Source organism: Streptomyces sp. NPDC006529, from assembly GCF_040611795.1.
GTDB lineage: Bacteria > Actinomycetota > Actinomycetes > Streptomycetales > Streptomycetaceae > Streptomyces.
In genome coordinates this window covers 47,983-73,831 of record NZ_JBEXPB010000017.1, presented here as the reverse complement: position 1 = coordinate 73,831, position 25,849 = coordinate 47,983, and the positions used below count along the sequence as shown (strand labels likewise).

Genomic DNA, 25,849 nt, shown 5'->3' with positions numbered 1-25,849 from the left:
TCCTGATGGTCCACAGTCGATGGGTGAGGCCCCAGCCTATCCAGGCGGGGAGTACGGCAAAGAGCCCCGTCCAGTGACTGGACGGGGCTCTTGCCGTGGCGACGCGGAGACTGACCGGAATCAGTCCGTCATGCGGAGTCAGTGGTGGCCGTGGCCGCTCTGGATCTCCTTGTACTCCTCGGACGTGGGCTTCGGGATCTGGTTGTCCTCGCCGTAGAAGCCCTTGCTCAGCTTCGCGCGGAGCTTCTCGACGCCCGAGACCTTGCGCTCGACGCCGTTCTCGTCGACCGTCGGGCCGATCTCGAGCGGCTTGTACTGCTCGTACGAGGTCAGCGTGTGCAGCTGGCCCTGCGAGAGCGGCTCGTGGACCTCGACGAACTCACCGTGCGGCAGGCGCTTGATGATGCCGGTCTCGCGACCGTGCAGCACCTTGTCCCGGTCCCGGCGCTGGAGGCCGAGGCAGATCCGCTTGGTGATGACGAACGCGATGACCGGGCCGACGAAGAAGCCGATCCGCGCGAACCACGTGATCGAGTTGATCGACAGGTGGAAGTACTGCGCGAACATGTCGTTGCCGCCGGCGATGAGCAGGATCACGTACCAGGTGATCCAGGCGACGCCGAAGCCCGTACGGGTCGGGACGTTGCGCGGGCGGTCCAGCAGGTGGTGCTCGCGCTTGTCACCGGTGACCCAGGACTCGATGAACGGGTAGACCGCGATCGCGACCAGGATCAGCGGGAAGATCACCAGCGGGATGAACACGCCCAGGACGAGCGTGTGGCCCCACAGGTTGATCTCCCAGCCGGGCATGGCACGGATCAGGCCCTCGGAGAAGCCCATGTACCAGTCGGGCTGCGCACCGGTGGACACGTGGTCCGGGCGGTACGGGCCGAGCGCCCAGATCGGGTTGATCGACGCCAGCGCCGCGATGGCCGCGATGACACCGAAGACCAGGAAGAAGAAGCCTCCGGCCTTGGCCATGTAGACCGGCAGCAGCGGCATGCCGACGACGTTCTTGTTCGTCTTGCCGGGGCCCGCGAACTGGGTGTGCTTGTGGTAGAAGACCAGGATCAGGTGGGCCACCAGCAGGCCCATCATGATGCCGGGCAGCAGCAGGATGTGGATCGAGTAGAACCGCGCGACGAAGTCGCCGCCGGGGAACTCGCCGCCGAAGAGGAAGAACGACAGGTACGTGCCGACGACCGGCACGGACAGGATCGCGCCCTCCATGAAGCGGACACCGGTGCCCGAGAGCAGGTCGTCCGGCAGGGAGTAACCGGTGAAACCGGTGAACATGCCGAGGACCAGCAGCAGGAAGCCGAAGATCCAGTTGACCTCGCGCGGCTTGCGGAAGGCACCCGTGAAGAACACGCGCATCATGTGCACGAGCATGGCCGCGACGAAGATCAGCGCCGCCCAGTGGTGGATCTGCCGGATCAGCAGACCACCGCGGACCTCGAAGCTGATGTCCAGGGTCGAGGCGAAGGCCTCGGACATCCGGACGCCCTGCATCGGCACGTACGAGCCGTGGTACACGACCTCGTTCATGCTCGGGTGGAAGAACAGCGTCAGGTACACACCCGTGAGGATGATGATGATGAAGCTGTAGAGGCAGATCTCACCGAGCATGAAGGACCAGTGGTCCGGGAAGATCTTGCGCATGTTCGCCTTGGCGAGGCCGTAGATGCCCAGGCGGCCGTCCGCCCAGTCCGCTACGCGCTCGCCGGCAGGCGCTTTGCGCCCCGTCGTTTCAGTGGCAGTGCTCATCCGCGCTCCCAGAATGCAGGACCGACGGGCTCTTCGAAGTCGCCATGCGCTTCGAGGAAGCCTTCGTCATTCACACCGATCCGCAGCTGCGGGAGCGCGTGACCGGCCGGGCCGAAGATGACGCGGGCGCCGTCGGAGAGGTCGAAGGTGGACTGGTGGCACGGGCAGAGCACGTGGTGCGTCTGCTGCTCGTACAGGCTGATCGGGCAGCCGACGTGGGTGCAGATCTTCGAGTAGGCCACGATTCCCTCGTGGGACCACTCCAGCTCCCGCTTGTCCTTGATGTCCTCCGGCTTGATGCGGACGATCATCAGGGCAGCCTTGGCGATCTGCGTCTGGAAGTCGTGCTGGTCCTCCTCCAGGCCTTCCGGCCGGGCGAAGGTCAGCGAACCGACCACGACGTCCTCGGGACGCAGCGGCTCGTTCGTGTTGTCGTTGATGAGCAGCTTGCCCTTGGCCCACACCGTCTTGCGGAGCTTGGTCTCCGGCAGCGGACCCAGGTCGCGCAGGATCACGACGGCGGACAGCGGCAGCATGGCCAGCGCGCCCAGCATCGTGTTGCGGATCAGGGGGCGACGGCCGATGGCCGACTCCTTGGCGCCGTCGGCGAAGTCCTGCAGGACCTGCGCCTTGACCTCCGGCGGAGCGGCGATCTCGTGGCGCTCGGCGGCGACCTCGACGTCGGACATCAGGGTGCGGGCCCAGTGGACCGCGCCCGCGCCGATGCAGAAGAGGGCGGTGCCCAGCGTCATGCCGAGGGCGAAGTTGAGCGCGCTGACCTTCCCGATGGGGAAGATGAACACGATCTTGTCCACCGGCAGGGTCACGTACGAGGCGATGAAGCCGATCGTGGCCAGCATCGACAGCGTGAACAGCATCGCGACCGTGCGCTCGGAGCGCTTGGCCGCCCGCTCGTCGATGTCCTGGATGCGGGGCTTGTGGGCCGGCAGGCCCGGGTCGGCGAACGGGTCGTCCGCCACTGCCACGCCACCGTGGTGCGCGTCGCCCTGCTCGCTCGGCAGGTGCTTCTCTACGGGAATGTCTTGGCTACTCATGACTTCTTGGCCTTAGCGGTGTGGGCCGCGACCCAGACGGCGACAGCGATCAGCGCACCCAGTCCGAAGATCCAGCCGAAGAGGCCCTCGGACACGGGGCCGAGGCCACCGAGCTTGAGGCCGCCGGGGCTGTTCGACTTCTCGCCGTTCACGTTCTGGAGGTACGCGATGATGTCCTTCTTCTGCTTCTCCGGCATGGTGCTGTCGGGGAAGGAGGGCATGTTCTGCGGGCCGGTGAGCATGGCCTCGTAGATGTGCTTCGGCTCGACGCCCTCGAGGTTCGGGGCGTACTTGCCGTGCGTCAGCGCGCCGCCCTCACCGGTGAAGTTGTGGCACTGCGCGCAGTTGTTGCGGAACAGTTCGCCACCCCTGGCGATGTCGGCACCCGCCGGGTCGTACTGCTTCTCGGTCGGCGTGATCGGACCGGCACCGAGGGACGCGATGAACGCGGCCAGCTGGTCGGTCTGCGCCTGGGTGTAGATGACGGGCTTCTTCGGCACCTGAGCGCCGGGCTGCTGGGCGGGCATACGGCCCGTGCTCACCTGGAAGTCGACGGCCGCGGAGCCGACACCCACCAGGCTCGGGCCGTCAGAGGAACCCTGACCGCCGGTCCCGTGGCAGCTTGCGCAGCCCACGGCATAGAGCTTCTTGCCCTCCTCGATGGCGAGGGACTGGGAGGTGTCGTCTGCCTGCGCATTGCCCGCGGGCGCGAAGGCGGCGTACAGCCCCCCGGTGACCGCCAGGGCGAAGAGTAGAACGACGACCGCCGCCAGCGGATGGCGTCGTCGTGCGGAGAGCTTTTTCACGGATTACCCCGGTGTCAGGATCTTCTGCGTCGGTGTGTCTGGATGGAGTGCCGGGACCTGCCCGGCGACGTGTTCGCTACTTGATCAGGTAGATCGTCGCGAAGAGGCCGATCCAGACGACGTCGACGAAGTGCCAGTAGTAGGACACGACGATGGCCGACGTGGCCTGTTCGTGGGTGAACCTCTTGGCCGCGTACGTCCGGCCGAGGACCAGGAGGAAGGCGATGAGGCCGCCCGTCACGTGCAACCCGTGGAAGCCGGTGGTCAGGTAGAACACCGAGCCGTACGGGTCTGACGAGAGACTCAGGCCGTCCTTCTTGACCAGCTCGGTGTACTCGAACACCTGGCCGCCAATGAAGATCGCACCCATGACGAACGTGATGATGAACCACGTCCTGAGCTTCTTCACGTCACCTCTCTCGGCGGCGAATACGCCGAGCTGGCAGGTGAGCGAGGAAAGCACCAGGACGGTGGTGTTCGTCGCCGAGAAGGGCAGATTCAAGGCCTCGGCCTGTTCTGCCCAATGCTCGGCGCCCATCACCGATCGCAGGGTGAAGTACATCGCGAAGAGGGCCGCGAAGAACATCAGCTCGGAACTCAACCAGATGATCGTTCCGACGCTGACGAGGTTCGGCCTGTTGACCGTCGGGTGCGCGTGCCCGGTATCTACTGTCGTTGCTGTCGCCACGACCGACATTATGTCGGTCGCTTATCCCGCCCTCACCCCGGGGGGTGCCGTTCGGAGTGTCCGGGGCGTGTGCAAGGCCCGAACGGCCCATCGGAGGCCCCCTCGAACCGATGTTGACAGGGTGTCGGACGGAGTAGCATCCGCGACATCATCAACGTGATTCATGTGACACGTGGAGGAACGAAATGCGGGCGACTGCGCGGGTTCTGGTCTACAGCGATGACGCCAACACCCGGGAGCAGGTGCGGCTGGCGTCCGGGCGCAGGCCCGCAGCGGACCTGCCGCCGGTGGAGTTCCTGGAGTGCGCCACCCTGGACGCCGTCCTCAGCGAGCTGGACGCGGGCGGGATCGACGCCTGCGTGCTGGACGGCGAGGCCGCGCCGGCCGGGGGCATGGGCGTGTGCCGCCAGATCAAGGACGAGATCTTCCGGTGTCCCCCGGTGCTGCTGCTGATCGGGCGCCCGCAGGACGCCTGGCTGGCCACCTGGAGCCGGGCGGACCGTGCGGTGACCCTGCCGGTCGACCCGGTGGAATTCCCCGGGGCGCTGGCCGACGTCCTGCGGACGCGGCTGTCCCTGAACGCCTGAAAGCCCGCAAGGGCCCCCGAACGGCGCGCGGCGGCCCCTGGAGCCCTCCTACGGGCTTCCAGGGGCCGCTGCGTCGCTTCCGCGGCCGGTGCCGGGCGTGTCCGGCGGGCCGGGCGCGGTGCGGTGGGCGCCGACGGCGCCTCAGACCCGGGGGCGCAGGCGGGCGGCGTCGACGGGACTGCGCCCGTCCTGGGTGCCCTTGAGCAGGGCGCTGCCCTCGCGCCAGTCCTTCCAGTCCAGGTTCCAGTCGCCGTAGCCGTTGCCGAAGGGGTCCATGTCCTCGCCGATGCTGTTGATCACCCGGACGATGTCGCCCTCGCTGATGTTCTCGTAGAACCAGGCGGCGTTCGCGGTGCTCATGCCGGTGCAGCCGTGGCTGACGTTCTCGTAGCCCTGCGAGCCGACGGACCACGGCGCGGCGTGGACGTATTCACCGCTCCACGTCACCCGGGTGGCGTAGTACACGGGGAGGTTGTAGTACTCGCTGCTGCCGACGCCGATGCCGACGGTGTCGCCGCGCATCTGGACGAAGTACTGCTTGCCCAGCACGACCTTGACGCCGTTGCGGGTGGAGAAGCCGGGCTTTCCGGTGGTGACCGGAATGGTGTTGATCACTTCTCCGTTGCGCTTGAAGGTCAGTTGGTGCGAGGAGGCGTCGGTGATGACCTCGACCCGGTCGCCGATCTCCAGCGTGAGCGACTTGGCGGCGGCGCCGTAGAGCCCGTCGGCGATCTTGATGCCCTCCAGGTTGCTCCGTACGGAGACGGTGGTGTTGGCGGGCCAGTACTCCTTGGGGCGGAAGTGGAGCCGCTTGTCGTCCACCCAGTGCCAGGCTCCCTGGACGTGGGCGGGGGACTCCACGATCAGGCCCCGCTCGACGACGGCGCGGGCCGCCTTGTCCTTGACGGGTTCGGTCAGTTCGGCCGTCAGGGGCTGACCGACGCCGTATTTGCCCGCCTCCGGGCCGAATTCGACGTGGACGACCTTCTTGGCCGGGGTGGTCTCGAAGTTCAGCGTGCGCTGCCCCTGGGCGCCGCGTTCGTCCTCCGTGCCGACCGTGACCGTGTAGCGGACGCCCGCGGCCATCGGGGCGGTGCTGTGCCAGCGGTCGCCCTTGGCGGAGAGCTCGCCCGCGAGGTGCCGGCCGTGGGTGTCGACGGCGCTCACGTCGGTGATGCGGCCGTCGCCCTTCTTGGCGGTGACTTCCAGCGGGCGGTCGGGGTCGACGGGACGGCCGCCCGACGCCTGGTTGAAGGCGACCTCGTCGCCCGCGTCGTAGGGGCGGGCCGACAGCGGGTTGTTCTCGCCGGACCCGCATGCGGTGGCGCCGGCCCCGAGGGACGCGACCAGCAGGGAGCAGCCGACTACCGTCCAAAGACGCGGTGAGTGGTTCATGGGACCACGCTATGAAGATATGCCCGGCACGGCGCGCGGGGTGACTGCAAACGAGGGGCCCGGACCTCTCTCGAAGAGGTGTCCGGGCCCCAAGTGGGTGACGCGGTGCCGCACTACTGGTTGGCGTTCTCGCCCCGGTAGTACTCGTACACCCAGCCCCACAGACCGATCAGGATCAGCGGCGCCGAGAAGTACATCAGCCACCAGCCGAAGACGACGCCCATGAAGGCGAAGGCGCCACCGATGGCAAGGGACAGCGGCTGCCAGCTGTGCGGGGAGAAGAATCCCAGCTCGCCGGCCTCGTCCGCGACATCGGCCTCCAGGTTGTCCTGGGCCATCTCGTCCACGCGCCGGGCCGTGAAGGCCAGGTAGTAGCCGATCATGACGCTCAGGCCGAAGGCCAGGAAGAGAGCGGTGGTCCCGACCGGTTCCTTCGACCAGACGCCGTACACGACGGCCATGATCAGAATGAACAGGGAGAGCCAGAGGAACATCCTGCCCTGGATCTTCACTTGCCGGCCTCCTTGCCACCGGTGACGGCCTGGTTGGCCACGCTGTGGTCCTCGAGGTGGTCGAGGGCAGCGATCTCAGGGTGATGCAGGTCGAACGCCGGGGACTCGGAACGGATCCGCGGCAGGGTGAGGAAGTTGTGCCGCGGCGGCGGGCATGACGTGGCCCACTCCAGCGAGCGGCCGTAGCCCCACGGGTCGTCGACCTCGACCTTCTTGCCGTACTTCGCCGTCTTCCAGACGTTGTACAGGAAGGGCAGGATCGACAGGCCGAGCAGGAACGAGCTGATCGTCGAGATCGTGTTCAGCGCGGTGAAACCGTCGGCGTCGAGGTAGTCCGCGTAACGCCGCGGCATGCCTTCCGCACCCAGCCAGTGCTGCACCAGGAACGTGCCGTGGAAGCCGATGAACAGCGTCCAGAAGGTGATCTTGCCCAGGCGCTCGTCCAGCATCTTGCCCGTGAACTTCGGCCACCAGAAGTGGAAGCCGGCGAACATCGCGAAGACCACGGTGCCGAAGACGACGTAGTGGAAGTGCGCGACGACGAAGTACGAGTCGGAGACGTGGAAGTCCATCGGGGGCGAGGCCAGGATGACGCCGGTCAGACCCCCGAAGGTGAAGGTGACCAGGAAGCCGATCGTCCAGAGCATCGGGGTCTCGAAGGACAGCGAGCCCTTCCACATGGTGCCGATCCAGTTGAAGAACTTCACACCGGTCGGGACCGCGATCAGGAAGGTCATGAAGGAGAAGAACGGCAGCAGCACACCGCCGGTGACGTACATGTGGTGGGCCCACACGGTCACCGAGAGGCCCGCGATCGCGATGGTCGCCGCGATGAGGCCGATGTAGCCGAACATCGGCTTGCGGGAGAAGACCGGGATGACCTCGGACACGATGCCGAAGAACGGCAGCGCGATGATGTACACCTCCGGGTGGCCGAAGAACCAGAAGAGGTGCTGCCAGAGCAGGGCACCGCCGTTGGCCGCGTCGAACACGTGCGCACCGAACTTGCGGTCGGCCTCCAGCGCGAAGAGCGCGGCGGCCAGCACCGGGAAGGCGAGCAGGACCAGCACACCGGTCAGCAGCACGTTCCAGGTGAAGATCGGCATGCGGAACATCGTCATGCCGGGAGCGCGCATGCAGATGATCGTGGTGATGAAGTTGACCGAACCGAGGATCGTGCCGAAGCCGGAGAAGGCCAGACCCATGATCCACATGTCACCGCCGATGCCGGGCGAGTGCACGGCGTCGGTCAGCGGGGTGTAGGCGAACCATCCGAAGTCGGCCGCGCCGCTGGGCGTCGCGAAGCCGCCCACCGCGATGGTCGAGCCGAAGAGGTACAGCCAGTACGCGAACATGTTCAGCCGCGGGAACGCCACGTCGGGCGCGCCGATCTGCAGCGGCATGATCCAGTTCGCGAAGCCCGCGAAGAGCGGGGTGGCGAACATCAGCAGCATGATCGTGCCATGCATGGTGAACGCCTGGTTGAACTGCTCGTTCGACATGATCTGCGTGCCCGGACGGGCCAGCTCGGCGCGCATGAAGAGCGCCATGATCCCGCCGATGATGAAGAACACGAACGACGTGACCAGGTACATCGTGCCGATGGTCTTGTGGTCGGTGGTGGTCATCCACTTCACGACGACATTGCCCGGCTGCTTGCGCCGTACCGGCAGCTCGTTCTCGTACGAGTCCGCGGCGGCACCCTGAGGCTGGTTGAGGATGCTCACAGTTTGTTCACCTCAGCGTTGCGGGCCGGGTCGGTCTGCTTGATGCCGGCCGGCAGGAAACCGGTCTGCCCCTTCTCCGCCAGGTCCTTGAGGTGCTTGCGGTACTCCTCGGGGGAGACGACCTTGACGTTGAAGAGCATCCGGGAGTGGTCGACGCCACACAGCTCGGCGCACTTGCCCATGAAGACGCCCTTTTCGGTCGGGGTGACCTCGAAGACGTTGGTGTGGCCCGGGATGACGTCCTGCTTGAACAGGAAGGGGACCACCCAGAAGGAGTGGATGACGTCGTTCGACGACAGGACGAAGCGGACCTTCTCGCCCTGGGGGAGCCAGAGCGTCGGACCCGGGTACTTGAGGCCTTCGGCCGCCTTGTCCGGGTTGACGTCCGCCGGGGTGCCCTTGTCGTAGACGCCCTCGGCACCGGCCGGGAAGTCCTTGGTGTAGCGGTCCGGGATGGAGGCCAGTTCCTTGGGAACCGTGCCCGCCTTGGGGGTCACCGCGTCGCCGTCGACGTCCTCGACGTAGTTGAAGCCCCAGCTCCACTGGAAGCCGATCACGTTGATCGTGTGCGTCGGCTTCGCGGAGAGGGACAGCAGCTTCGACTCGTCACGCGCGGTGAAGTAGAACAGCACCGAGACGATGATGAGCGGGACAACCGTGTACAGCGCCTCGATCGGCATGTTGTACCGGGTCTGCGGCGGGACCTCGATCTTTGTCCGGCTGCGCCGGTGGAAGACGACGCTCCAGATGATCAGGCCCCAGACCAGGACGCCCGTGATCAGCGCGGCCGCCCAGGACCCCTGCCACAGGGAGAGGATGATCGGCGCCTCTTTGGTGACCGGGTCCGGCATACCGAGGTTGGGGAAGTTCTTATATGAATACGAGCAACCAGTGGCGGTCGCCAGGACCACGCCCGCAGTCAGCGCCTGCAGCAGCTTCCGCCGCATCGGGCGCCGCGGCGAGCGGTCGGAGCCGTAGGGACTCACGTAGCGCCTTCCCGAGAGTCTCGGCCCGCGCGGTCGGCCGCGGCCGTGTTCGGGTCGGTCGCCGGCCCTGACGCAGGCAGGGGTTTGGATGTTTATGCGGACCAAACCCTACTGGACGCTATTTGGGGTCGCGCGGGGAGGGTGCCCAACGCGCCGCTACTGCCCCCGAAGGGGTGGCTCCGCCGTACGGGGGAAGGTCCGTCCGGCCCTGAATGGCGGCCTCCCGTGGCCATCTGACGGGGTCTGACCTCGGGGGACGTCCGCCGGCGCGGACCCTGCGGCTAGCGTGGGCGGATGCCGTACTTCGACGCCGCCTCCGGCGCTCCGCTCCACCCGGTCGCCCGGCAGGCCCTGCTGGCCGCCCTGGACGAGGGCTGGGCCGACCCCGCCCGGCTCTACCGGGAGGGCAGGCGGGCCCGGCTGCTGCTGGACGCGGCGCGGGAGGCGGCGGCCGAGGCCGTGGGGTGCCGCCCGGACGAACTCGTCTTCACTCCTTCGGGGACGCACGCCGTTCACGCGGGCGTCGAGGGCGCCCTGGCGGGTCGTCGGCGCGTCGGTGCGCACCTGGTGCTCTCCGCGGTCGAACACAGTTCTGTCCTCCATTCGGCGGCGGCAGTCGAGTCACGCGGGGGCGCTTTCACCGAGGTGCCGGTCGACCGCACCGGCGCGGTGTCCGCGGAGGCGTTCGAACGGGCGCTGCGCACCGACACCGCGCTGGCGGCCCTGCAGTCCGCCAACCACGAGGTGGGGACGGTCCAGCCGGTGGCGGAGGTGGCCGAGCGCTGCCGGGCCGCGGGGGTGCCGCTGCTCGTGGACGCGGCCCAGTCGCTGCCGTGGGGTCCGGTGCCCGGGGGCTGGTCGCTGCTGACCGCGAGCGCGCACAAGTGGGGCGGGCCGGCCGGGGTGGGTCTCCTCGCCGTCCGCAAGGGCGTCCGCTTCGCCCCCCAAGGCCCGGGCGGGGAACGGGAGTCGGGCCGCTCCCCCGGCTTCGAGAACATTCCGGCCATCGTGGCGGCCGCGGCCTCGCTGCGGGCCGTACGGGCGGACGCGGCGGCCGAGTCGGAGCGGCTGCGGGTGCTGGTGGACCGGATCCGGCGGCGGGTGGCCCGGCTGGTGCCGGACGTGGAGGTGGTCGGCGATCCCGTGCGGCGGCTGCCGCACCTGGTCACCTTCTCCTGCCTCTACGTGGACGGGGAGGTGCTGCTGCACGAGCTGGACCGGGCCGGGTTCTCGGTGTCGTCCGGGTCCTCGTGCACGAGCTCGACGCTCACCCCGAGCCACGTGCTGAAGGCGATGGGGGTGCTCTCGGAGGGCAACGTCCGGGTCTCGCTGCCGGTGGGTACGACGGCGCAGGAGGTGAACGGGTTCCTGGAGGCGCTGCCGGGGGTGGTGGCGGGGGTCCGCTCCCGCCTCGGCGTGGCGCCGGCTCCGGATCGCGCAACCGGGGGGTCGGCCGGGTCCCTGGTCGTGGACGCCCTCGGGATGCGGTGCCCGCAGCCGGTGATCGAGCTGGGGAACGCGATCGGGGGCGTGGCGGTCGGCGGCACGGTCACGGTCCTGTCGGACGACGAGGTGGCGCGGCTGGACATCCCGGCGTGGTGCGGGATGCGGGGGCAGGAGTACGTGGGCGAAGCGCCTGGCCCCGGCGGGGCGGGGGTCGCGTACACGGTCCGACGGGTGGTGTAGGGGGCCGGGGGCCCCCGACGCCCCCGGCGCCGCGGCCGGCCCGGCCGGGCGAGTGCCGCTGCCGGGTGTCGGGGGTCCCCTGCGCCGCCCGGCGCGGCTGGCCGGTCGGGCGGCTGCCGCTGCGCGCGGCATCCGCTGCCTCCGGCGGCGCCTCAAACGCCGGCGAGGCTGGAGTGGCGCCCCTGCACGCGGCCCGGCGAGGCTGAGGTGGGGCCGCTGCACGCGGCCCGGTACGGGTGAGGTGGCACGGGCATGGCCGGGTGCGTCTCAGCCCGCGCCGCACACCCCTGCCTGGCCCGGCACATTCCAGCCCGCACGGGCGCACCGAGCCCAGCCAGGAACATTCCAGCCCGCACGGGCGCACTCAGCCCGGCCGGGCACATCCCAGCCTGCCCGGCGATTGAGGGCGCCCGAACGTGCACGGGCGCACCCACCGCTGCCGGGCACAGCCAAGCCCGCACGGGCGCACTCAGCCCGGCCGGGGACATCTCAGCCTGCCCGGCGATTGAGGGCACTGCGGTCCGCAGGGGCGTGGCGCGGCCGGGCACATCCCAGCCCGCCCGGCGTTTGCGGGCGCTCCGGTACGCGCGGCCTACGCAGCCCGAAGGCGGCGCCCCGCCGGGGGCGGCGGGTGCCGGGGCCGGGGCCCCGGCATCCGGGGTCAGGACAGGTGGGACTGGACTTCCGCGGCCGCGTCCGGGCCGTACGCCTTGGCGAAGCGCTCCATGAAGTGGGCCCGCGCCAGGGTGTACTCCTGCGTACCCAGGGTCTCGATGACCAGCGTCGCGAGCATGCAGCCGACCTGCGCCGCCCGCTCCAGCCCGACCCCCCAGCCCAGCCCCGTGAGGAACCCGGCACGGAAGGCGTCGCCGACGCCAGTCGGGTCGACCTTCGCGGTCTCCTCGGGGCAGCCGACGACGATCGGCTCGTGGCCGACGCGCTCGATCTTGACGCCGTTCGAGCCGAGCGTGGTGACGCGGGTGCCGACCTTGGCCAGGATCTCGGCGTCGGTCCAGCCGGACTTCGACTCGATGAGGCCCTTCTCGTACTCGTTCGAGAAGAGGTACGTCGCGCCCTCCATGAGGGTGCGGATGTTCTCGCCGTCCATGCGGGCGATCTGCTGCGAGAAGTCGGCGGCGAAGGGGATCCCCCGCGTCCGGCACTCCTCGGTGTGGCGCAGCATCGCCTCGGGGTCGTCGGCGCCGATCAGGACGAGGTCCAGGCCGCCCACGCGGTCGGCGACGGCCTTCAGCTCGATCAGCCGGGCCTCGCTCATGGCGCCGGTGTAGAAGGAGCCGATCTGGTTGTGGTCGGCGTCCGTGGTGCACACGAAGCGCGCGGTGTGCAGCACTTCGGAGATCCGGACGGATTCGGTGTCCACGCCGTGGCGGTCGAGCCAGGCACGGTATTCGTCGAAGTCGTAGCCGGCGGCGCCGACGAGGACCGGGCGGCTGCCGAGCTGCCCCATCCCGAAGCAGATGTTCGGGCCGACTCCGCCCCGTCGCACGTCGAGGTTGTCGACGAGGAAGGAGAGGGAGACCGTGTGCAGCTGGTCCGCGACCAGCTGGTCGGCGAAGCGGCCGGGGAAGGTCATGAGGTGGTCGGTGGCGATGGAGCCGGTGACTGCGATGCGCACGGCGTGGATGCTCCTGCGGAGGGCGGCAAGGGGACAGTCAAAGCTACCCGGTGGACGGCGAACGGCCGACCGTCAGAAACTACCCCGTAGTAGGTCTTTCTTCGTGGTGATCCCCCTGCCTACGGTGCCCCCATGACCTACACCGATGGCTTCGGGTACCCGCAGTACACCGCTCCCGAGCGGACCGCGGAAGTCTCGCGCCGGCCAGGATTCGCCCGGCTCCTCGGCGACTGCGCCCGCATGGCCCCCCACTGGTCGGTCCCGGCGGGCCCCCGCCCGGCGCCGGTGGCGCCCTCGCAGATCCACGGGGTGAGCGTGCCGCCCGCTTCCGCGCGGCTCATCGCCTCCACCGCGCAGTACGGTTACTGATCCGTTCGCCGCACCGGGGAACCGGTTGCGCTCCTGTTCCGTCCCACTCGCATCACGCACGGCGAGGCAGGCAAAGGAGCGAAGCGGTGACCACCGAGCAATCCGGTCCGAGCGACCACACCGACCCGGCCGAGCAGGCCGACCCGACCGGCCGGAACGAGCAGCCCGACCAGGCCGGGGAGCCCGACCAGAACGGACAGCCCGGCGGCGCCCGGCGACGGCGTCCCCGCTGGGCCGTCGCCTCCGTCGCGGCCGCCGTCCTGCTCGCCGGGGGCGGTACGGCGTACTGGGCGTCCGCGGCCTCCGGCGGCGGGGGCACCCCGGCGGCGGCGCTGTCCGCCCGTGACACGGCCCGGGCGGCCTCCCCCGGTTCCGTCGGCCCCTCCGCCCCCGGCATCGCTCCGGGTGAACCGGACCCGTCCGGCTCCGGGGTGACCTACCGGGCCGACGCCCCCCTCCCCCAGGGCCCGGCCACCGCGCCCTCCTTCAAGGCCGGCGGTGACGTGACCGAGGCCGAGGTGGCGCGGCTCGCGGCGGCCCTCGGCATCACGGGCGCGCCGCGGCTCTCGGGCGAGCTGTGGCAGGCCGGGGTGGTCGCGGACTCCTCGGGTCCGCGCCTCCAGGTGAACCTCAAGGCGCCCGGTACCTGGAGCTTCACCCGCTACCAGGCGGGCGGTTCGGACGACTGTCAGCGCGGCAAGGACACCTGCGGCCCCGCCACCCTCCCCGGCGGCGGCGCGCAGGCCCCCGACGCGGGCCGGGCCCCGGCGCCCGGCGCAGCGTCCGGTACGGACTCAGGCGCGGGGACACCGGTCGGCGAGGAGGCCGCGAAGGCCGCGGCGGCTCCGGTGCTCGCGGCGGCGGGCCAGGACGGCGCGAAGCTGGACGCCCGCCAGGTGCAGGGCTCCGTACGGGTGGTGACGGCGGACCCGGTGGTCGGCGGGCTGCCCACGCAGGGCTGGCAGAGCACGGTGAGCGTCGGTGCGGACGGCCAGGTGGTGGCTGCCACGGGTGAGCTGAAGACCCCGGTACGGTCCGCCGAGCAGCCGGTGGTGGGCGCGCGGGAGGCCCTGGACCGGCTGAACGCCGCGTCGGGCGGGGGCTCCGGCACGGGGCCCGGCACCGGGCCGAGCGGGTGCGCCACGTCCGTACCGCTGGAGCCGGACACCGCGGTCGGGCCGACCGACACCCTCCCGTGCAACCCGGAGCCGCGCCCGATGAAGCCGCCGCGGACGGAGACGGTCCGCTCGGCGGTGCTGGGCCTGGCCTCCGGAACCGTCGACGGCGGCCGCGGACTGGTCCCCGCGTGGCTCTTCGAGGTGGCGGGCACCGGGGGCGGCGCCGACCGCACGGTGGCCCAGCCCGCCGCGCGGGACGGCGGCACCGCCCCGGGAGCGGGTCGTACGGTGCCCGGGTTCTCGTACTCCTCGGCGGACCGGAAGCTGACGGTGAACTTCTGGGGCGGGGCGTGCAGTACGTACGCCGCGCAGGCCCGGGAGAGCGCGGAGGCGGTGACCGTGAAGATCACGGACACCCCGGCCAACCCGGGCGGGTCCTGCATCATGATCGCCAAGGACATGTCGGTGACGGTGACGCTGGAGCAGCCGCTGGGCGCCCGGAAGGTGGTCGACGGGACCACCGGCAAGCCGCTGGCCCGCCAGTAGGCCTCAACGGCACAGCCGGACCCCGCTACGCAGAGGGGCCCCACCGTCGGTCTCGACGGTGGGGCCCCTCTGTCGTGCTGTCGTGCGCGTCGGCGTTTAGCTGAACGAGTCGCCGCAGGCGCAGGAGCCCGTGGCGTTCGGGTTGTCGATCGTGAAGCCCTGCTTCTCGATGGTGTCGACGAAGTCGATCGACGCGCCGTGCAGGTACGGGCTGCTCATGCGGTCGGTGACGACCTTGACGCCGTCGAAGTCCTTGACCACGTCGCCGTCGAGGGAGCGCTCGTCGAAGAAGAGCTGGTAGCGCAGGCCGGAGCAGCCACCGGGCTGGACGGCGACGCGGAGCGCCAGGTCCTCGCGGCCTTCCTGCTCCAGCAGGGTCCTGACCTTCTCGGCGGCGGCGTCGGACAGGAGGATGCCGTCGCTCACAGTGGTCTTTTCGTCCTGAACGGACATCTGCATTCACTCCCGAAGTGGGCGGCTTCCCGGCGGGGGCAGGGAAACGTCGGACTCTTGCCGTCGGTGGCAACCAGCGCGGCCGCCGATTCATTCCGGTGTCCGGCACTCGTTCCAGATATTCATGCTCGCACACCGGCGCGCGGGGGTGGGCCCCTCGGCGGGACGCGGGGCGGCGGCCCGGGCGAATGCGTCACATCGACACTATCGGCATCGTCAAAGTGACGTGAAGAGGTTATGATAGATAATGTCAAATAGACGAGAAGTCGCAGTTGTCGCAGAACAGAAAGGGTGCGTGTCGTGACCACCGCCCAGCCTTTGGACGTCCAGCCGACGCCCCTCGCCCTGCTGCTGCTCGGCCGCGAGGCCGACCCCAAGAGCGAGCGCGGGGTGGAGTGTCCCGGCGACCTGCCCTCGCCGTCGGACCCGAACCTGGTGGCCCGCGCCCGCGCGGCCAAGGAGAAGCTCGGGGACAAGGTCTTCATCCTCGGGCACCACTACCAGCGTGACGAGGTCATCGAGTTCGCGGACGTCACCGGCGACTCGTTCAAGCTGGCGAAGGACGCGGCCGCCCGTCCGGAGGCCGAGTACATCGTCTTCTGCGGCGTCCACTTCATGGCCGAGTCCGCTGACATCCTGACCACGGACGACCAGAAGGTCGTCCTGCCGGACCTGGCCGCGGGCTGCTCGATGGCCGACATGGCCACCGCGGAGCAGGTCGCGGAGTGCTGGGACGTGCTGACCGAGGCCGGCGTCGCCGGGACGACGGTGCCCGTCTCCTACATGAACTCCTCCGCCGACATCAAGGCCTTCACGGGCAGGCACGGCGGCACGATCTGCACCTCGTCCAACGCGAAGAAGGCCCTGGAGTGGGCCTTCGAGCAGGGCGAGAAGGTGCTGTTCCTGCCGGACCAGCACCTGGGCCGCAACACCGCCGTGCGCGACATGGGCCTGTCCCTGGACGACTGCGTCCTGTACAACCCGCACAAGCCGAACGGCGGCCTGACCGCCGAGCAGCTGCGGAACGCCAAGATGATCCTGTGGCGCGGGCACTGCTCCGTGCACGGCCGCTTCTCCGTGGAGTCGGTCGAGGACGTGCGCGCCCGCATCCCCGGCGTGAACGTCCTGGTCCACCCGGAGTGCAAGCACGAGGTCGTGGCGGCCGCGGACTACGTCGGCTCGACGGAATACATCATCAAGGCGCTGGAGGCGGCCCCGGCCGGTTCCAAGTGGGCCATCGGCACCGAACTGAACCTGGTCCGGCGCCTGGCGAACCGTTTCGCCGCCGAGGACAAGGAGGTCGTCTTCCTCGACAAGACGGTCTGCTTCTGCTCCACGATGAACCGCATCGACCTCCCCCACCTGGTGTGGACCCTGGAGTCCCTGGCCGAGGGCAACCTCGTCAACCAGATCCGGGTCGACAAGGAGACCGAGACCTTCGCCAAGCTGGCCCTGGAGCGCATGCTCGCGCTCCCGTAGGGCGAGGCGCAGTGACGCCGAAGGGTCGCCCCTCCCGTGGGAGGGGCGACCCTTCGGCGTGTGTCCGGACGGGCGGTCAGACGCTGACCGGGTCCTCGTCCGCCGCGGTGGCGGACGGGGTGGGGGCGGCCGTCGGGCGGGCCGAGCGCTTGGCGGCGCGCTTGGCCGCGCGGCGCTCCTTGCGCAGTTCCACCATCGTGTAGATGGCCGGCACCAGGAGCAGCGTCAGCAGGGTGGAGCTGATCAGGCCGCCGATGACCACGACCGCCAGCGGCTTCGAGATGAAGCCGCCCCCGCCCGTGACGCCGAGCGCCATCGGGAGCAGCGCGAAGATCGTCGCCAGGGCCGTCATCAGGATCGGGCGCAGCCGGTGGCGGCCGCCCTCGACGACGGCTTCGACGACGCCCAGACCCTGGGCGCGGTACTGGTTGACCAGGTCGATCAGGACGATCGCGTTGGTCACCACGATGCCGATGAGCATCAGCATGCCGATCATCGCCGGGACGCCCATCGGGGTGCCGGTGACGAGCAGCAGGCCGAGCGCGCCGGTGGCCGCGAAGGGGACGGAGACCAGCAGGATCAGCGGCTGGACGAGCGAGCGGAAGGTCGCCACCAGCAGCATGAACACGATCGCGATGGCCGCGAGCATGGCCAGGCCCAGCGAGCCGAAGGCCTCGCTCTGGTCGGAGGAGACGCCGCCGATGGTGGCCGTGGCTCCGGCGGGCAGGTCCAGGGCCTTGAGCTTGGTGCTGAGTTCGGTGCTGACGGCGCCGGTGTTGTCGCCGTTCGGCTTCGCCGTGACGGTGGCGGCGCGGGCGCCGTCGATCCGGGTCATCGCGACCGGGCCCGGGACCAGCTTGACGTCGGCGACGTCACCGAGCCTGAGGGGCCCGACGGGCAGCGCCTGGAGTTCGGCGAGGGTCCTGGCGGGCTGCGCCGGGGCGATGACGATGTCCCGCTCGGTGTCGCCGAGGACGGCCTTGCCCGCGGGGGTGCCGTGGACGGCCTGGGCGACGAGTCCGCCGAGCGCCGCCTGGTTCAGACCCGCGTCGGCCGCCTTGGCGGTGGCGGTGACCGAGATCCGGGGCACGGACTCGGAGAGGTCGCTGCGGACCTCGCTGACGTCCTTGATGGTGGCCACCTCGGCGCGGACCTGCTCGGCGGCCTTGGCGAGGACGGCGGCGTCGCCGGCCTTGACGACCACGCTGAGGTCCTGGCTGCCGAAGGCGGCGCCCGCCGAGACGGCGGTGCGGCCGATGCCGGAGAGCGCGGCCAGGCGCTCCTCGATGCGCCGCTGGACGGCCTCGCCGTCCTTGGCGTTCTTCAGGGTCACCTGGTAGGAGGCCTGGTTGGTGCCCGTACCGCCGCCGAAGGCCGCCATGAAGCCGGAGGAGCCGACGGTGACCTGGTAGTCCTTGACGCCGTCGGTCGAGGCCAGCACCTTCTCCACCGCGCGGCTCGCCTCGTCGGAGGCGGCCAGGGAGGTGCCGGGGGCCAGGGACTGCTTGATGGTCAGGACGTCCTGCTCGCCCTTGTCGAAGAAGTTGGTCTTCAGCAGGGGGGCCATGGCGAAGGTGGCGACGAGGACCACGCAGGCGACGGCCACGGTGGCCAGGCGCCGACGGGCGACGAAGCGCAGCACCCGGACGTAGGAGGTCTGGAGGCGGCTGTGCGACTCCTTCTCCTCGGCGGCGCGGCGGGCGGCGGCCGGGTCGACGGGGGCGCCGTCCGCGCCCTTGGGGGCGCTGAGGAACCAGTACGACAGGACCGGTACGACGGTCAGCGAGACCAGCAGCGACGCCAGCAGGGCGGCGGTCACGGTGAGCGAGAAGGAGCTGAACAGCTCCCCGATCATGCCGCCGACCAGGCCGATCGGCAGGAAGACGGCGACGGTGGTGAGGGTCGAGGAGGTGACCGCGCCGGCCACTTCCCTGACCGCGGTGATGATCGCGGCCTCGCGCTCCTCGCCGTAGGACAGGTGCCGCTTGATGTTCTCCAGCACGACGATGGAGTCGTCGACCACCCGGCCGATGGCGATGGTGAGCGCGCCGAGCGTCAGCATGTTCAGCGACAGGTCGCGGGTCCACAGCACGATCAGGGCCAGGACGATGGACAGCGGGATGGAGACCGCGGTGACCAGGGTCGAGCGGATCGAGGCGAGGAAGACCAGGATCACGATCACCGCGAAGACCAGGCCGAGCAGGCCCTCGGTGGTGAGGCTGGAGATGGCGGTGGCGACGGCGGGGCCGTTGTCGCTGACCATGGTGAGGTTCGCGCGGGATCCGAGCGCGGTGCGCAGCCCGGGCAGTTCGTCCTTGACGGCGTCGGAGATGGCGACCGAGCTGCCGTCCTTGTCCATCGTGACGACGACGGCCAGGCTCGGCTTGCCGTTGGTGCGGGTGAGGGAGACGGCCTTGGCGGGCTCCTGCCGGACGGTGGCGAGGTCGCCGAGGCGGACCGCCTGCCGGCCGGGGCCGGGGCTCAGGCGCAGGTCCTCCAGCTGGGCGAGGGAGGTGTAGCCGCCGCCGACGCGGACGGTGCGGTTCTTGCCCTCCTCGTCGAAGGAACCGGCCGGCAGCGTGGCGCCGCCCGCTTCCAGGCCCTTGGCGAGCGCAGCGGTGTCGAGGCCGGCGGCCGCCAGCTTCGCCCGGTCGGGGGTGATGGTGACCTGGAGGTCCTGGACGCCGTTGACGCTGACCTGGCCGACGCCGGGGATGTCCTGGAGGACGGGGACGACGCTGCGCTGGAGCTGGTCGGCGAGGGCCTGCTGGTCCTTGTCGGAGGTGGCGGCGAGGACGACGGTCGGCATGTCGTCGGTGGAGCCGGCCACGACCTGGGGATCGACGGTGGCGGGCAGCCGGACGCGGGCCCGGTTGACGGCCTGCTGGACGTCGGCGACGAGCTGCTTGGTGCCGCTGTCGCCGAAGTCGAACTTCGCCATGATGAGGGCGTTGCCCTCACTGGCGGTGGAGGTGATGCCGGTGATGCCGTCGACGCCCTTGAGGGTGGCTTCGATGGGCTCGATGACCTGCTTCTCGACCACGTCGGGCGAAGCGCCCTGGTACGGCGCGAGGATGGACACCATCGGCAGCTCGATGGAGGGCAGCAGCTGCTGCTTGAGCTGCGGGATGGCTATGGCGCCGAACAGGAGCGCGACGATCGACACGAGGCCGATCAGCGCCCGTTGGGCAAGGCTGAAGCGGGACAGCCAGGACATGGATGAGATCTCTCTGCCGAGTCGAGCGAGGGTCCCCCCACTGTGTCCCCCGCCGTGGGGTCCCGGCGTCGCCCGCAGGTCCCGTCCTTATCCGGCGTGTACCGCGTCCGCAGTACGCCGCCCCTGCTCCGTCACTCGGACCGGGCCCGCACGAGGCCCGATTCGTACGCGATGACCACCAATTGCGCCCGGTCGCGGGCGCCGAGCTTGGCCATCGCCCGGTTCACGTGGGTCTTGACGGTGAGCGGGCTGACCTCCAGGCGGCCGCCGATCTCGTCGTTGGACAGGCCGCCGGCGACCAGGCCGAGCACCTCGCGCTCGCGGACGGTCAGCGCGGCGAGCCGCTCCGCGTGCGCGCCCGGGGCGGCGGCGGCCGGGCCCGCGCCGCCGCCCTGGGCCAGGAAGGTGGCGATGAGGCCCTTGGTGGCGGCCGGGGAGAGCAGGGCCTCGCCCGCGACGGCGATCCGGATGGCGTTCAGCAGTTCGTCCGGTTCGGCGCCCTTGCCGAGGAAGCCGGAGGCGCCCGCCCGCAGGGCCGCGGCGACGTACTCGTCGACCTCGAAGGTCGTCAGCATCACCACGCGCACGCCCGCGAGTTCCGGGTCGGCGCTGATCATCCGGGTGGCGGCGAGCCCGTCGGTGCCGGGCATCCGGATGTCCATGAGGACCACGTCGGCGCGCCGCTCGCGGGCCAGCGCATAGGCCTGCGCCCCGTCGGCGGCCTCCCCGACGACCTCCATGTCCGGTTCGGAGTCGACCAGCACCTTGAAGGCGCTGCGCAGCAGGGCCTGGTCGTCGGCGAGCAGCACCCGGATGGGCGCGGCGGGGGGCTGCGGGTCGCTCGGCGTGTGGTCCACGGGAAGAGAGCGTACGGCGCCCCCGCGCCCGGCGGTCCGTCGGGCGCGGGAGCGGCCCGCACCGCCGCGCCCGGACCCGGCTCAGCCGAGGGCGAGGACCACCAGCGCCACCGTCGCCGCGCTCTCGGCCAGGGCGCCGAAGACGTCCCCGGTGACCCCGTCGAAGCGGCGTACGCACCGGCGCAGCAGGAGTTCGGCGGCGCCAAGCCCGGCCAGGACCGCCAGGGCGTGCTGCGCGGCGGCGGCCGGGCCCAGGGGCAGGGCGGCCGCCGCGGCGGCGGCCATGGTGATGGCGGCGACCGCGGCGGCGGCCCCGGCGGGGACGGCTCCGGCGACGGCCGCGCCGAGGCCTTCGTGGCGCGCCGGGGGGACCCCGTCGCGGCAGGCCAGGGTCAGGGCGGTGCGGGCGGCGACGGCCGCAACCACGGTGGCGAGGGCGCCGCGGGCCCAGCCGTCGGCGTAGGCCTGCGCGAGCGCGGCGGCCTGCACGAGGAGGACCAGGACCAGGGAGATGACCCCGAACGGCCCGATGTCGGACTGCTTCATGATGCGCAGCGCGGTCTCGGCGGGCTTGGCGCTGCCCAGGCCGTCCGCGGTGTCGGCCAGCCCGTCGAGGTGCAGCCCGCGGGTCAGCGCGGCGGGCACGGCGACGGTGGCGGCCGCCACCAGCAGCGGCGCCGCCCCGAGCAGGAGCAGCAGGCAGCCGAGCCCCGCCGCGAGCAGCCCGACGACGAGCCCGGCCAGCGGGGCGCAGGCCATGCCGGTGCGGGCGGCCGGGCGGTCCCAGCGGGTGATGCGGGCGGGCAGGACGGTGAGCGTCCCGAAGGCGAAGCGCAGGCCGTCGCGGAGCGCGGCGCGCTCGGCGGGCGGGCGCGGCGACGAGCCGGGCAGCGGTGCGGGCGGGGGCTCGGCGCCGGGCTCGTACGGGGGCTCCGGCGGCGGCTCGGAGAGCGGATCGGGGCGCGGATCGGTCACCGCGGGAACGCTACCCGCTCGATGCTGACGGTAAATTGCCCATTACAGGCCAAATGGGGAGCTGGTGTCATGGGTCACTGGTGGTACCGCAACATCCTGGAACCGGGGAAGCTTCCGCTGCTCCTCGCCCTGTTCTCGTTCGTGCTGTCCTTCCTGGTCACCCGGACGATCACGCGGCTGATCCGGGCGGGCCGCGGCCCCTTCAAGAACATCACCCCGGGCGGCATGCACGTCCACCACGTGGTGCCGGGCGTGGTGCTGACGATCATCGGCGGCTTCGGCGCGGTGGGCAGCGGTCGGCACAGCGTCGGGGCGCTGATCTCCGCCGTGCTGTTCGGGCTGGGCGCCGGTCTGGTGCTGGACGAGTTCGCGCTGGTCCTGCACCTGGACGACGTGTACTGGAGCGAGCAGGGCCGCAAGAGCGTGGAGATCGTGGTGCTCACCGCGGCGCTGGTGGCGCTGGTGCTCGGCGGGTTCCTGCCGTTCGGGGTCAACGAGCTGACCTCCGCCGAGCGGCAGAACCGGGGGCTGGTCGTGATGAACACGGCCACGAACTTCTTCCTGGCCCTGATCGCCCTGTGGAAGGGGAAACCGCGCACCGCGCTGCTGGGGACGGTGATCCCGTTCGTGGCGCTGATCGGCTCGGTCCGCCTGGCCCGGCCCGGTTCCCCGTACGCGCGCAGGTTCTACGCGAAACGCCCGCGGGCCCGGGCGAAGGCCGGGCTGCGGGCGTTCCATCACGACCGGCGCTGGGCGGCGCCGCGCCGCCGGTTCGAGAACTTCATCGGCGGAACGCCCGACCCGGAGCTGGGCGCCCCGAAGACCACGCGGGCACTGCGCGAGCGGATCAGGAAGGAGCGGGACACCAAGTTGTGACGGCACGCCCCGGCGCCGCCGCGGGCCCCGGGCGCCTCAGCCCGGGAAGGCCGTCAGCCCGGGACCAGGCCCTCAGCCCGGGATCAGGCCGTCGTCGCTGAGCATCTCCCTGACCTCGTCCAGACTCGCGTCCGGCGCGGGCAGGATCAGCTCGGAGGGCTCCAGCTCGTCGTCCGAGAGCGGGCTGCCCAGGCGGCGCACGGCGTCGAGGAGGCCGCCCAGCGTCCGCCGGAAGCCTTCCTCGTCACCCGCTTCCATCTCCGCGAGCAGTTCGTCGTCCAGCGCGTTCAGCTCGGTGACGTGCGCGTCGTCGAGCCGGACCTGGCCTTCCCCCATGATGCGGACGATCATGACGGGCCCCGTTCCTACTGCTTGTCGAAGCGGTGCTGGGGCTGCGGCTGCTGGCCGCTGCCCGCGCCGCCGCCCTCGATGGCCTGCTGCTGCGCGGACGGGCCGCCCGCCAGCTCCTGCTTCATCCGGGCCAGCTCCAGCTCGACGTCCGTACCGCCGGAGAGGCGGTCCAGCTCGGTCTGGATGTCGTCCCGGGAGCCCAGGCCGCTCTGGTCGTCCAGGGCACCGGAGGCGAGCAGCTCGTCGATCGCACCCGCGCGCGCCTGGAGCTGGGCGGTCTTGTCCTCGGCGCGCTGGATGGCGAGGCCGACGTCGCTCATCTCCTCCGAGATGCCGGAGAAGGACTCCGCGATCCGGGTCTGGGCCTGGGCCGCGGTGTAGGTGGCCTTGATGGTCTCCTTCTTGGTGCGGAAGGCGTCCACCTTGGCCTGGAGGCGCTGCGCCGCGAGGGTCAGCTTCTCCTCCTCGCCCTGGAGCGTCTGGTGCTGCACTTCGAGGTCGCTGACCTGCTGCTGGAGCGAGGCTCGGCGGGACAGGGCCTCGCGGGCCAGGTCCTCGCGGCCGAGCGCCAGCGCCTTGCGGCCCTGGTCCTCCAGCTTGGCGGACTGTCCCTGGAGCTGGTTGAGCTGGAGTTCCAGGCGCTTGCGGGAGGTCGCGACGTCGGCGACCCCGCGGCGGACCTTCTGCAGCAGTTCGAGCTGCTTCTGGTACGAGTAGTCGAGGGTCTCGCGCGGGTCCTCGGCCTTGTCGAGGGCCTTGTTCGCCTTCGCGCGGAAGATCATCCCCATACGCTTCATGACACCGCTCATGGGCTTCGCGCGCCCCCTTCTGAAGGACTTCGGCTCGTGGTGACCTACAGAACCCACAGTACGGGCCCTGTCTCCATTACCGCACTGTTCCGGTACGGATGCGCTCCTCCTCCAGGACGACTCCCGCTCCGCCCCGTCACGCTGGAGGAGTAGGTGGCCCCCGGGAGGCGGCGCGCGACGGGCGGACCCGTCACCGGTAAGACGCCCGCCGTTGCGGGATCGTTCCCCGCCGGGGTGGGGGGGCGTGCCCGCGACCACGTAGGGTTGGTTTCGTGTTTGGTAGCCGCTCCTCCAAGGAAGAGAAGGCCGCCGCCACCGACAAGGTGAGCGCCGACCTCTCGCAGACCCGTGACCCGCAGGCCCCGAAGGGCCGCCCGACGCCGAAGCGTGCTGTGGCCCAGTCGCAGCGCAAGGCCGTGGTGGCCTCGACCGGCAATCGCAAGGAGGATGCCAAGCGCGCCCGTGAACGCCGCCGGACCGAGATGGCCAAGCAGCGCGAGGCCCTCGCCAGTGGCGACGAGCGTTACCTGCCCGCCCGTGACAAGGGCCCGGTCCGCAAGTACGCCCGTGACTTCGTGGACTCCCGCTTCTCCGTCGCCGAGATGTTCCTGCCGCTCGCGGTGATCATCCTGGTGCTGAGCATGGTCCGGGTCCCCTCGATCCAGAACATCGCCCTGCTGCTGTGGCTCGGCGTGATCGTGCTGATCATCATCGACTCGATCGGCCTGTTCATCCGCCTGCGCAAGGCGCTGAACACCCGCTTCCCGGACGAGCCGAAGCGCGGCGCCGTCGCGTACGGCCTGATGCGCACGCTCCAGATGCGCCGTCTGCGCCTGCCGAAGCCGCAGGTCAAGCGTGGGGAACGGCCCTGACCGCAGGGCCGTCCGCAGCCGCGGGCGACGGCTTCGCGGCCGGCGCCCGGCTGTGGCTGGAGGGGCTGGGGGGCCTGCGTAACGCGGTCCGCCAGGAACTCGTCGGCCGACAGGTCGACGAGCAGATAGCGCAGCGCTTCCCCGTCGGGCAGCGGCTGCGCGTCCTCGACGTCGGCATGGGCCAGGGCACCCAGGCCCTGCGCCTGGCCCGGGCCGGGCACCGGGTGACCGGCCTGGAGCAGGACCCCGCCATGCTCGCCGTGGCCCGCGAGGCGCTCGCCGGCGAGCCGGCCGGGATCCGCGACCGCGTGCAGCTGATGGAGGGCGACGGCCGCGAGACCGGCGTGCACTTCCTGCCGGGCAGCTTCGACGTGGTGCTCTGCCACGGCGTCCTGATGTACGTACCGGAGCCCGACGCCATGCTCGCCGGGCTGGCCCGGATGCTGGCCCACGGCGGCCTGCTCTCGCTGCTGGTGCGCAACGGCGACGCCCTCGCGATGCGCCCCGCGCTCTGCGGTGACTGGACGGGCGCGCTGGCCGCCTTCGACACCGTCGGCTACACGAACCGCCTCGGCCTGGACGTACGGGCCGACCGGCTGGCCACGCTCACCGCGACCCTGTCCGGGATCGGCGCGCCGCTGCAGGCCTGGTACGGCGTACGGGTCTTCACCGACGGCAGCGAGGCGGGCGAGGCGCTGCCGCCCCAGGACCAGCTGGACCTGCTGCTGGCGGCCGAGGACCGGGCCGGGCGCACCGACCCCTACCGCGGGGTCGCGGCGCTGCTGCACCTGTGCGGGGTCCGGGGCTGAACCGCGGTCCGGGGGCCCGGCCCCCGGACCACCGCCCGGCGCCTCAGGCGTCCAGGGCCTCGCGCAGGCTCATCGTGTAAAGCTCGGTGCCGCCGTCGTCGGACAGCTTCACCCGCTCCGTGCCGCCTTCGAGCAGTTCCTTCCAGTACTCGCCGACCCAGGACTCCGCGTCGCCCTGCGTGGTGAATTCCTCCGGCGTCACCGCCGGGGTCGACTCGCTGCCATCGGCCGTCTCGAACCGCCAGGTCCACGCCATGTCCGCCTCCGTTGCTC

At 70.8% G+C, this 25,849-nt stretch carries 24 protein-coding genes; 8 read left to right on the top strand and 16 right to left on the bottom strand.

What is annotated here, in order from left to right; genetic code table 11:
• Positions 1-138: 138 nt before the first annotated feature.
• The 4 genes from ABZY31_RS15160 to ABZY31_RS15145 form a co-directional block, all read right to left on the bottom strand.
• On the bottom strand, positions 139-1,767 hold the full coding sequence (locus ABZY31_RS15160; protein ID WP_356409702.1) for a cytochrome bc complex cytochrome b subunit: 1,629 nt from the start codon (positions 1,765-1,767) through the stop codon (positions 139-141).
• Entirely contained in the window at positions 1,764-2,822 is a 1,059-nt protein-coding gene (locus ABZY31_RS15155) for a Rieske 2Fe-2S domain-containing protein (RefSeq protein ID WP_356409699.1), read from the bottom strand. The genes ABZY31_RS15160 and ABZY31_RS15155 overlap by 4 nt, the downstream gene beginning before the upstream one ends.
• Positions 2,819-3,628, bottom strand: coding sequence for a c-type cytochrome (locus ABZY31_RS15150; protein ID WP_356409696.1), 810 nt, complete (start codon positions 3,626-3,628; stop codon positions 2,819-2,821). The genes ABZY31_RS15155 and ABZY31_RS15150 overlap by 4 nt, the downstream gene beginning before the upstream one ends.
• Before the next feature lie 76 nt (positions 3,629-3,704).
• Positions 3,705-4,325 carry a heme-copper oxidase subunit III gene (locus tag ABZY31_RS15145; protein ID WP_356409693.1) on the bottom strand — a complete coding sequence of 207 codons (621 nt, stop codon included), beginning with the start codon at positions 4,323-4,325 and terminating at the stop codon, positions 3,705-3,707.
• 176 nt (positions 4,326-4,501) lie between these two features.
• Here ABZY31_RS15145 and ABZY31_RS15140 point away from each other — a divergent pair, with 176 nt between their 5' ends.
• Positions 4,502-4,903 (top strand): hypothetical protein, encoded by a 402-nt coding sequence (locus ABZY31_RS15140; protein WP_356409690.1) that lies wholly within the window; start codon positions 4,502-4,504, stop codon positions 4,901-4,903.
• 141 nt (positions 4,904-5,044) lie between these two features.
• On the opposite strand, the gene ABZY31_RS15135 is transcribed toward ABZY31_RS15140, so the two are convergent.
• From ABZY31_RS15135 to coxB, 4 genes are all read right to left on the bottom strand, one after another.
• On the bottom strand, positions 5,045-6,298 hold the full coding sequence (locus ABZY31_RS15135; protein WP_356409687.1) for an Ig-like domain-containing protein: 1,254 nt from the start codon (positions 6,296-6,298) through the stop codon (positions 5,045-5,047).
• 113 nt (positions 6,299-6,411) lie between these two features.
• Positions 6,412-6,810, bottom strand: a complete 399-nt coding sequence (locus tag ABZY31_RS15130) for a cytochrome c oxidase subunit 4 (RefSeq protein ID WP_356409685.1) — start codon at positions 6,808-6,810, stop codon at positions 6,412-6,414.
• Entirely contained in the window at positions 6,807-8,537 is a 1,731-nt protein-coding gene (ctaD, locus tag ABZY31_RS15125; RefSeq protein WP_356409683.1) for a cytochrome c oxidase subunit I, read from the bottom strand. Before ctaD ends, ABZY31_RS15130 begins: the two co-directional genes overlap by 4 nt.
• Entirely contained in the window at positions 8,534-9,523 is a 990-nt protein-coding gene (gene coxB, locus ABZY31_RS15120; protein ID WP_356409680.1) for a cytochrome c oxidase subunit II, read from the bottom strand. The genes ctaD and coxB overlap by 4 nt, the downstream gene beginning before the upstream one ends.
• A gap of 294 nt (positions 9,524-9,817) precedes the next feature.
• Between coxB and ABZY31_RS15115 the strand changes: the two genes are divergently transcribed.
• On the top strand, positions 9,818-11,209 hold the full coding sequence (locus tag ABZY31_RS15115; protein ID WP_356409677.1) for an aminotransferase class V-fold PLP-dependent enzyme: 1,392 nt from the start codon (positions 9,818-9,820) through the stop codon (positions 11,207-11,209).
• A gap of 661 nt (positions 11,210-11,870) precedes the next feature.
• Here ABZY31_RS15115 and ABZY31_RS15110 read toward each other — a convergent pair.
• Positions 11,871-12,845 (bottom strand): carbohydrate kinase family protein, encoded by a 975-nt coding sequence (locus tag ABZY31_RS15110; protein ID WP_356409674.1) that lies wholly within the window; start codon positions 12,843-12,845, stop codon positions 11,871-11,873.
• A 132-nt stretch (positions 12,846-12,977) separates the two neighbouring features.
• On the opposite strand from ABZY31_RS15110, the gene ABZY31_RS15105 reads away from it, so the two are divergent.
• Both ABZY31_RS15105 and ABZY31_RS15100 read left to right on the top strand, forming a co-directional pair.
• A complete protein-coding gene (locus ABZY31_RS15105; RefSeq protein WP_356409671.1) occupies positions 12,978-13,214 on the top strand; it encodes a hypothetical protein in 237 nt (78 codons plus the stop codon).
• Between the two features lie 86 nt (positions 13,215-13,300).
• Positions 13,301-14,878, top strand: a complete 1,578-nt coding sequence (locus tag ABZY31_RS15100) for a hypothetical protein (protein WP_356409668.1) — start codon at positions 13,301-13,303, stop codon at positions 14,876-14,878.
• A gap of 96 nt (positions 14,879-14,974) precedes the next feature.
• On the opposite strand, the gene erpA is transcribed toward ABZY31_RS15100, so the two are convergent.
• Positions 14,975-15,331 carry an iron-sulfur cluster insertion protein ErpA gene (erpA, locus tag ABZY31_RS15095; protein WP_214949940.1) on the bottom strand — a complete coding sequence of 119 codons (357 nt, stop codon included), beginning with the start codon at positions 15,329-15,331 and terminating at the stop codon, positions 14,975-14,977.
• Between the two features lie 291 nt (positions 15,332-15,622).
• On the opposite strand from erpA, the gene nadA reads away from it, so the two are divergent.
• Positions 15,623-16,810, top strand: coding sequence for a quinolinate synthase NadA (gene nadA, locus ABZY31_RS15090; protein ID WP_356409665.1), 1,188 nt, complete (start codon positions 15,623-15,625; stop codon positions 16,808-16,810).
• A gap of 76 nt (positions 16,811-16,886) precedes the next feature.
• Here the strand turns inward: nadA and ABZY31_RS15085 are convergent, their stop codons facing one another.
• The 3 genes from ABZY31_RS15085 to ABZY31_RS15075 form a co-directional block, all read right to left on the bottom strand.
• A complete protein-coding gene (locus ABZY31_RS15085) occupies positions 16,887-20,027 on the bottom strand; it encodes an efflux RND transporter permease subunit (protein ID WP_356409662.1) in 3,141 nt (1,046 codons plus the stop codon).
• Positions 20,028-20,158: 131 nt separating this feature from the next.
• The gene (locus ABZY31_RS15080; protein ID WP_356409659.1) at positions 20,159-20,884 is read right to left on the bottom strand and encodes a response regulator transcription factor; all 726 of its coding nucleotides are present in this window, start codon (positions 20,882-20,884) and stop codon (positions 20,159-20,161) included.
• 81 nt (positions 20,885-20,965) lie between these two features.
• Positions 20,966-21,775 (bottom strand): adenosylcobinamide-GDP ribazoletransferase, encoded by an 810-nt coding sequence (locus tag ABZY31_RS15075; protein ID WP_356409784.1) that lies wholly within the window; start codon positions 21,773-21,775, stop codon positions 20,966-20,968.
• Between the two features lie 153 nt (positions 21,776-21,928).
• On the opposite strand from ABZY31_RS15075, the gene ABZY31_RS15070 reads away from it, so the two are divergent.
• Positions 21,929-22,735, top strand: a complete 807-nt coding sequence (locus ABZY31_RS15070; protein WP_356409656.1) for a hypothetical protein — start codon at positions 21,929-21,931, stop codon at positions 22,733-22,735.
• A gap of 72 nt (positions 22,736-22,807) precedes the next feature.
• On the opposite strand, the gene ABZY31_RS15065 is transcribed toward ABZY31_RS15070, so the two are convergent.
• Together ABZY31_RS15065 and ABZY31_RS15060 are read right to left on the bottom strand one after the other, a co-directional pair.
• Positions 22,808-23,086, bottom strand: a complete 279-nt coding sequence (locus ABZY31_RS15065) for a hypothetical protein (RefSeq protein WP_356409653.1) — start codon at positions 23,084-23,086, stop codon at positions 22,808-22,810.
• Between the two features lie 14 nt (positions 23,087-23,100).
• Positions 23,101-23,895 carry a PspA/IM30 family protein gene (locus ABZY31_RS15060; RefSeq protein ID WP_356409650.1) on the bottom strand — a complete coding sequence of 265 codons (795 nt, stop codon included), beginning with the start codon at positions 23,893-23,895 and terminating at the stop codon, positions 23,101-23,103.
• Between the two features lie 272 nt (positions 23,896-24,167).
• Here ABZY31_RS15060 and ABZY31_RS15055 point away from each other — a divergent pair, with 272 nt between their 5' ends.
• On the top strand, positions 24,168-24,767 hold the full coding sequence (locus ABZY31_RS15055) for a DUF3043 domain-containing protein (RefSeq protein WP_356409647.1): 600 nt from the start codon (positions 24,168-24,170) through the stop codon (positions 24,765-24,767).
• A 50-nt stretch (positions 24,768-24,817) separates the two neighbouring features.
• Positions 24,818-25,576 carry a methyltransferase domain-containing protein gene (locus tag ABZY31_RS15050; RefSeq protein ID WP_356409781.1) on the top strand — a complete coding sequence of 253 codons (759 nt, stop codon included), beginning with the start codon at positions 24,818-24,820 and terminating at the stop codon, positions 25,574-25,576.
• A 43-nt stretch (positions 25,577-25,619) separates the two neighbouring features.
• Here the strand turns inward: ABZY31_RS15050 and ABZY31_RS15045 are convergent, their stop codons facing one another.
• A complete protein-coding gene (locus ABZY31_RS15045; protein WP_356409644.1) occupies positions 25,620-25,832 on the bottom strand; it encodes a hypothetical protein in 213 nt (70 codons plus the stop codon).
• Positions 25,833-25,849: the final 17 nt, after the last annotated feature.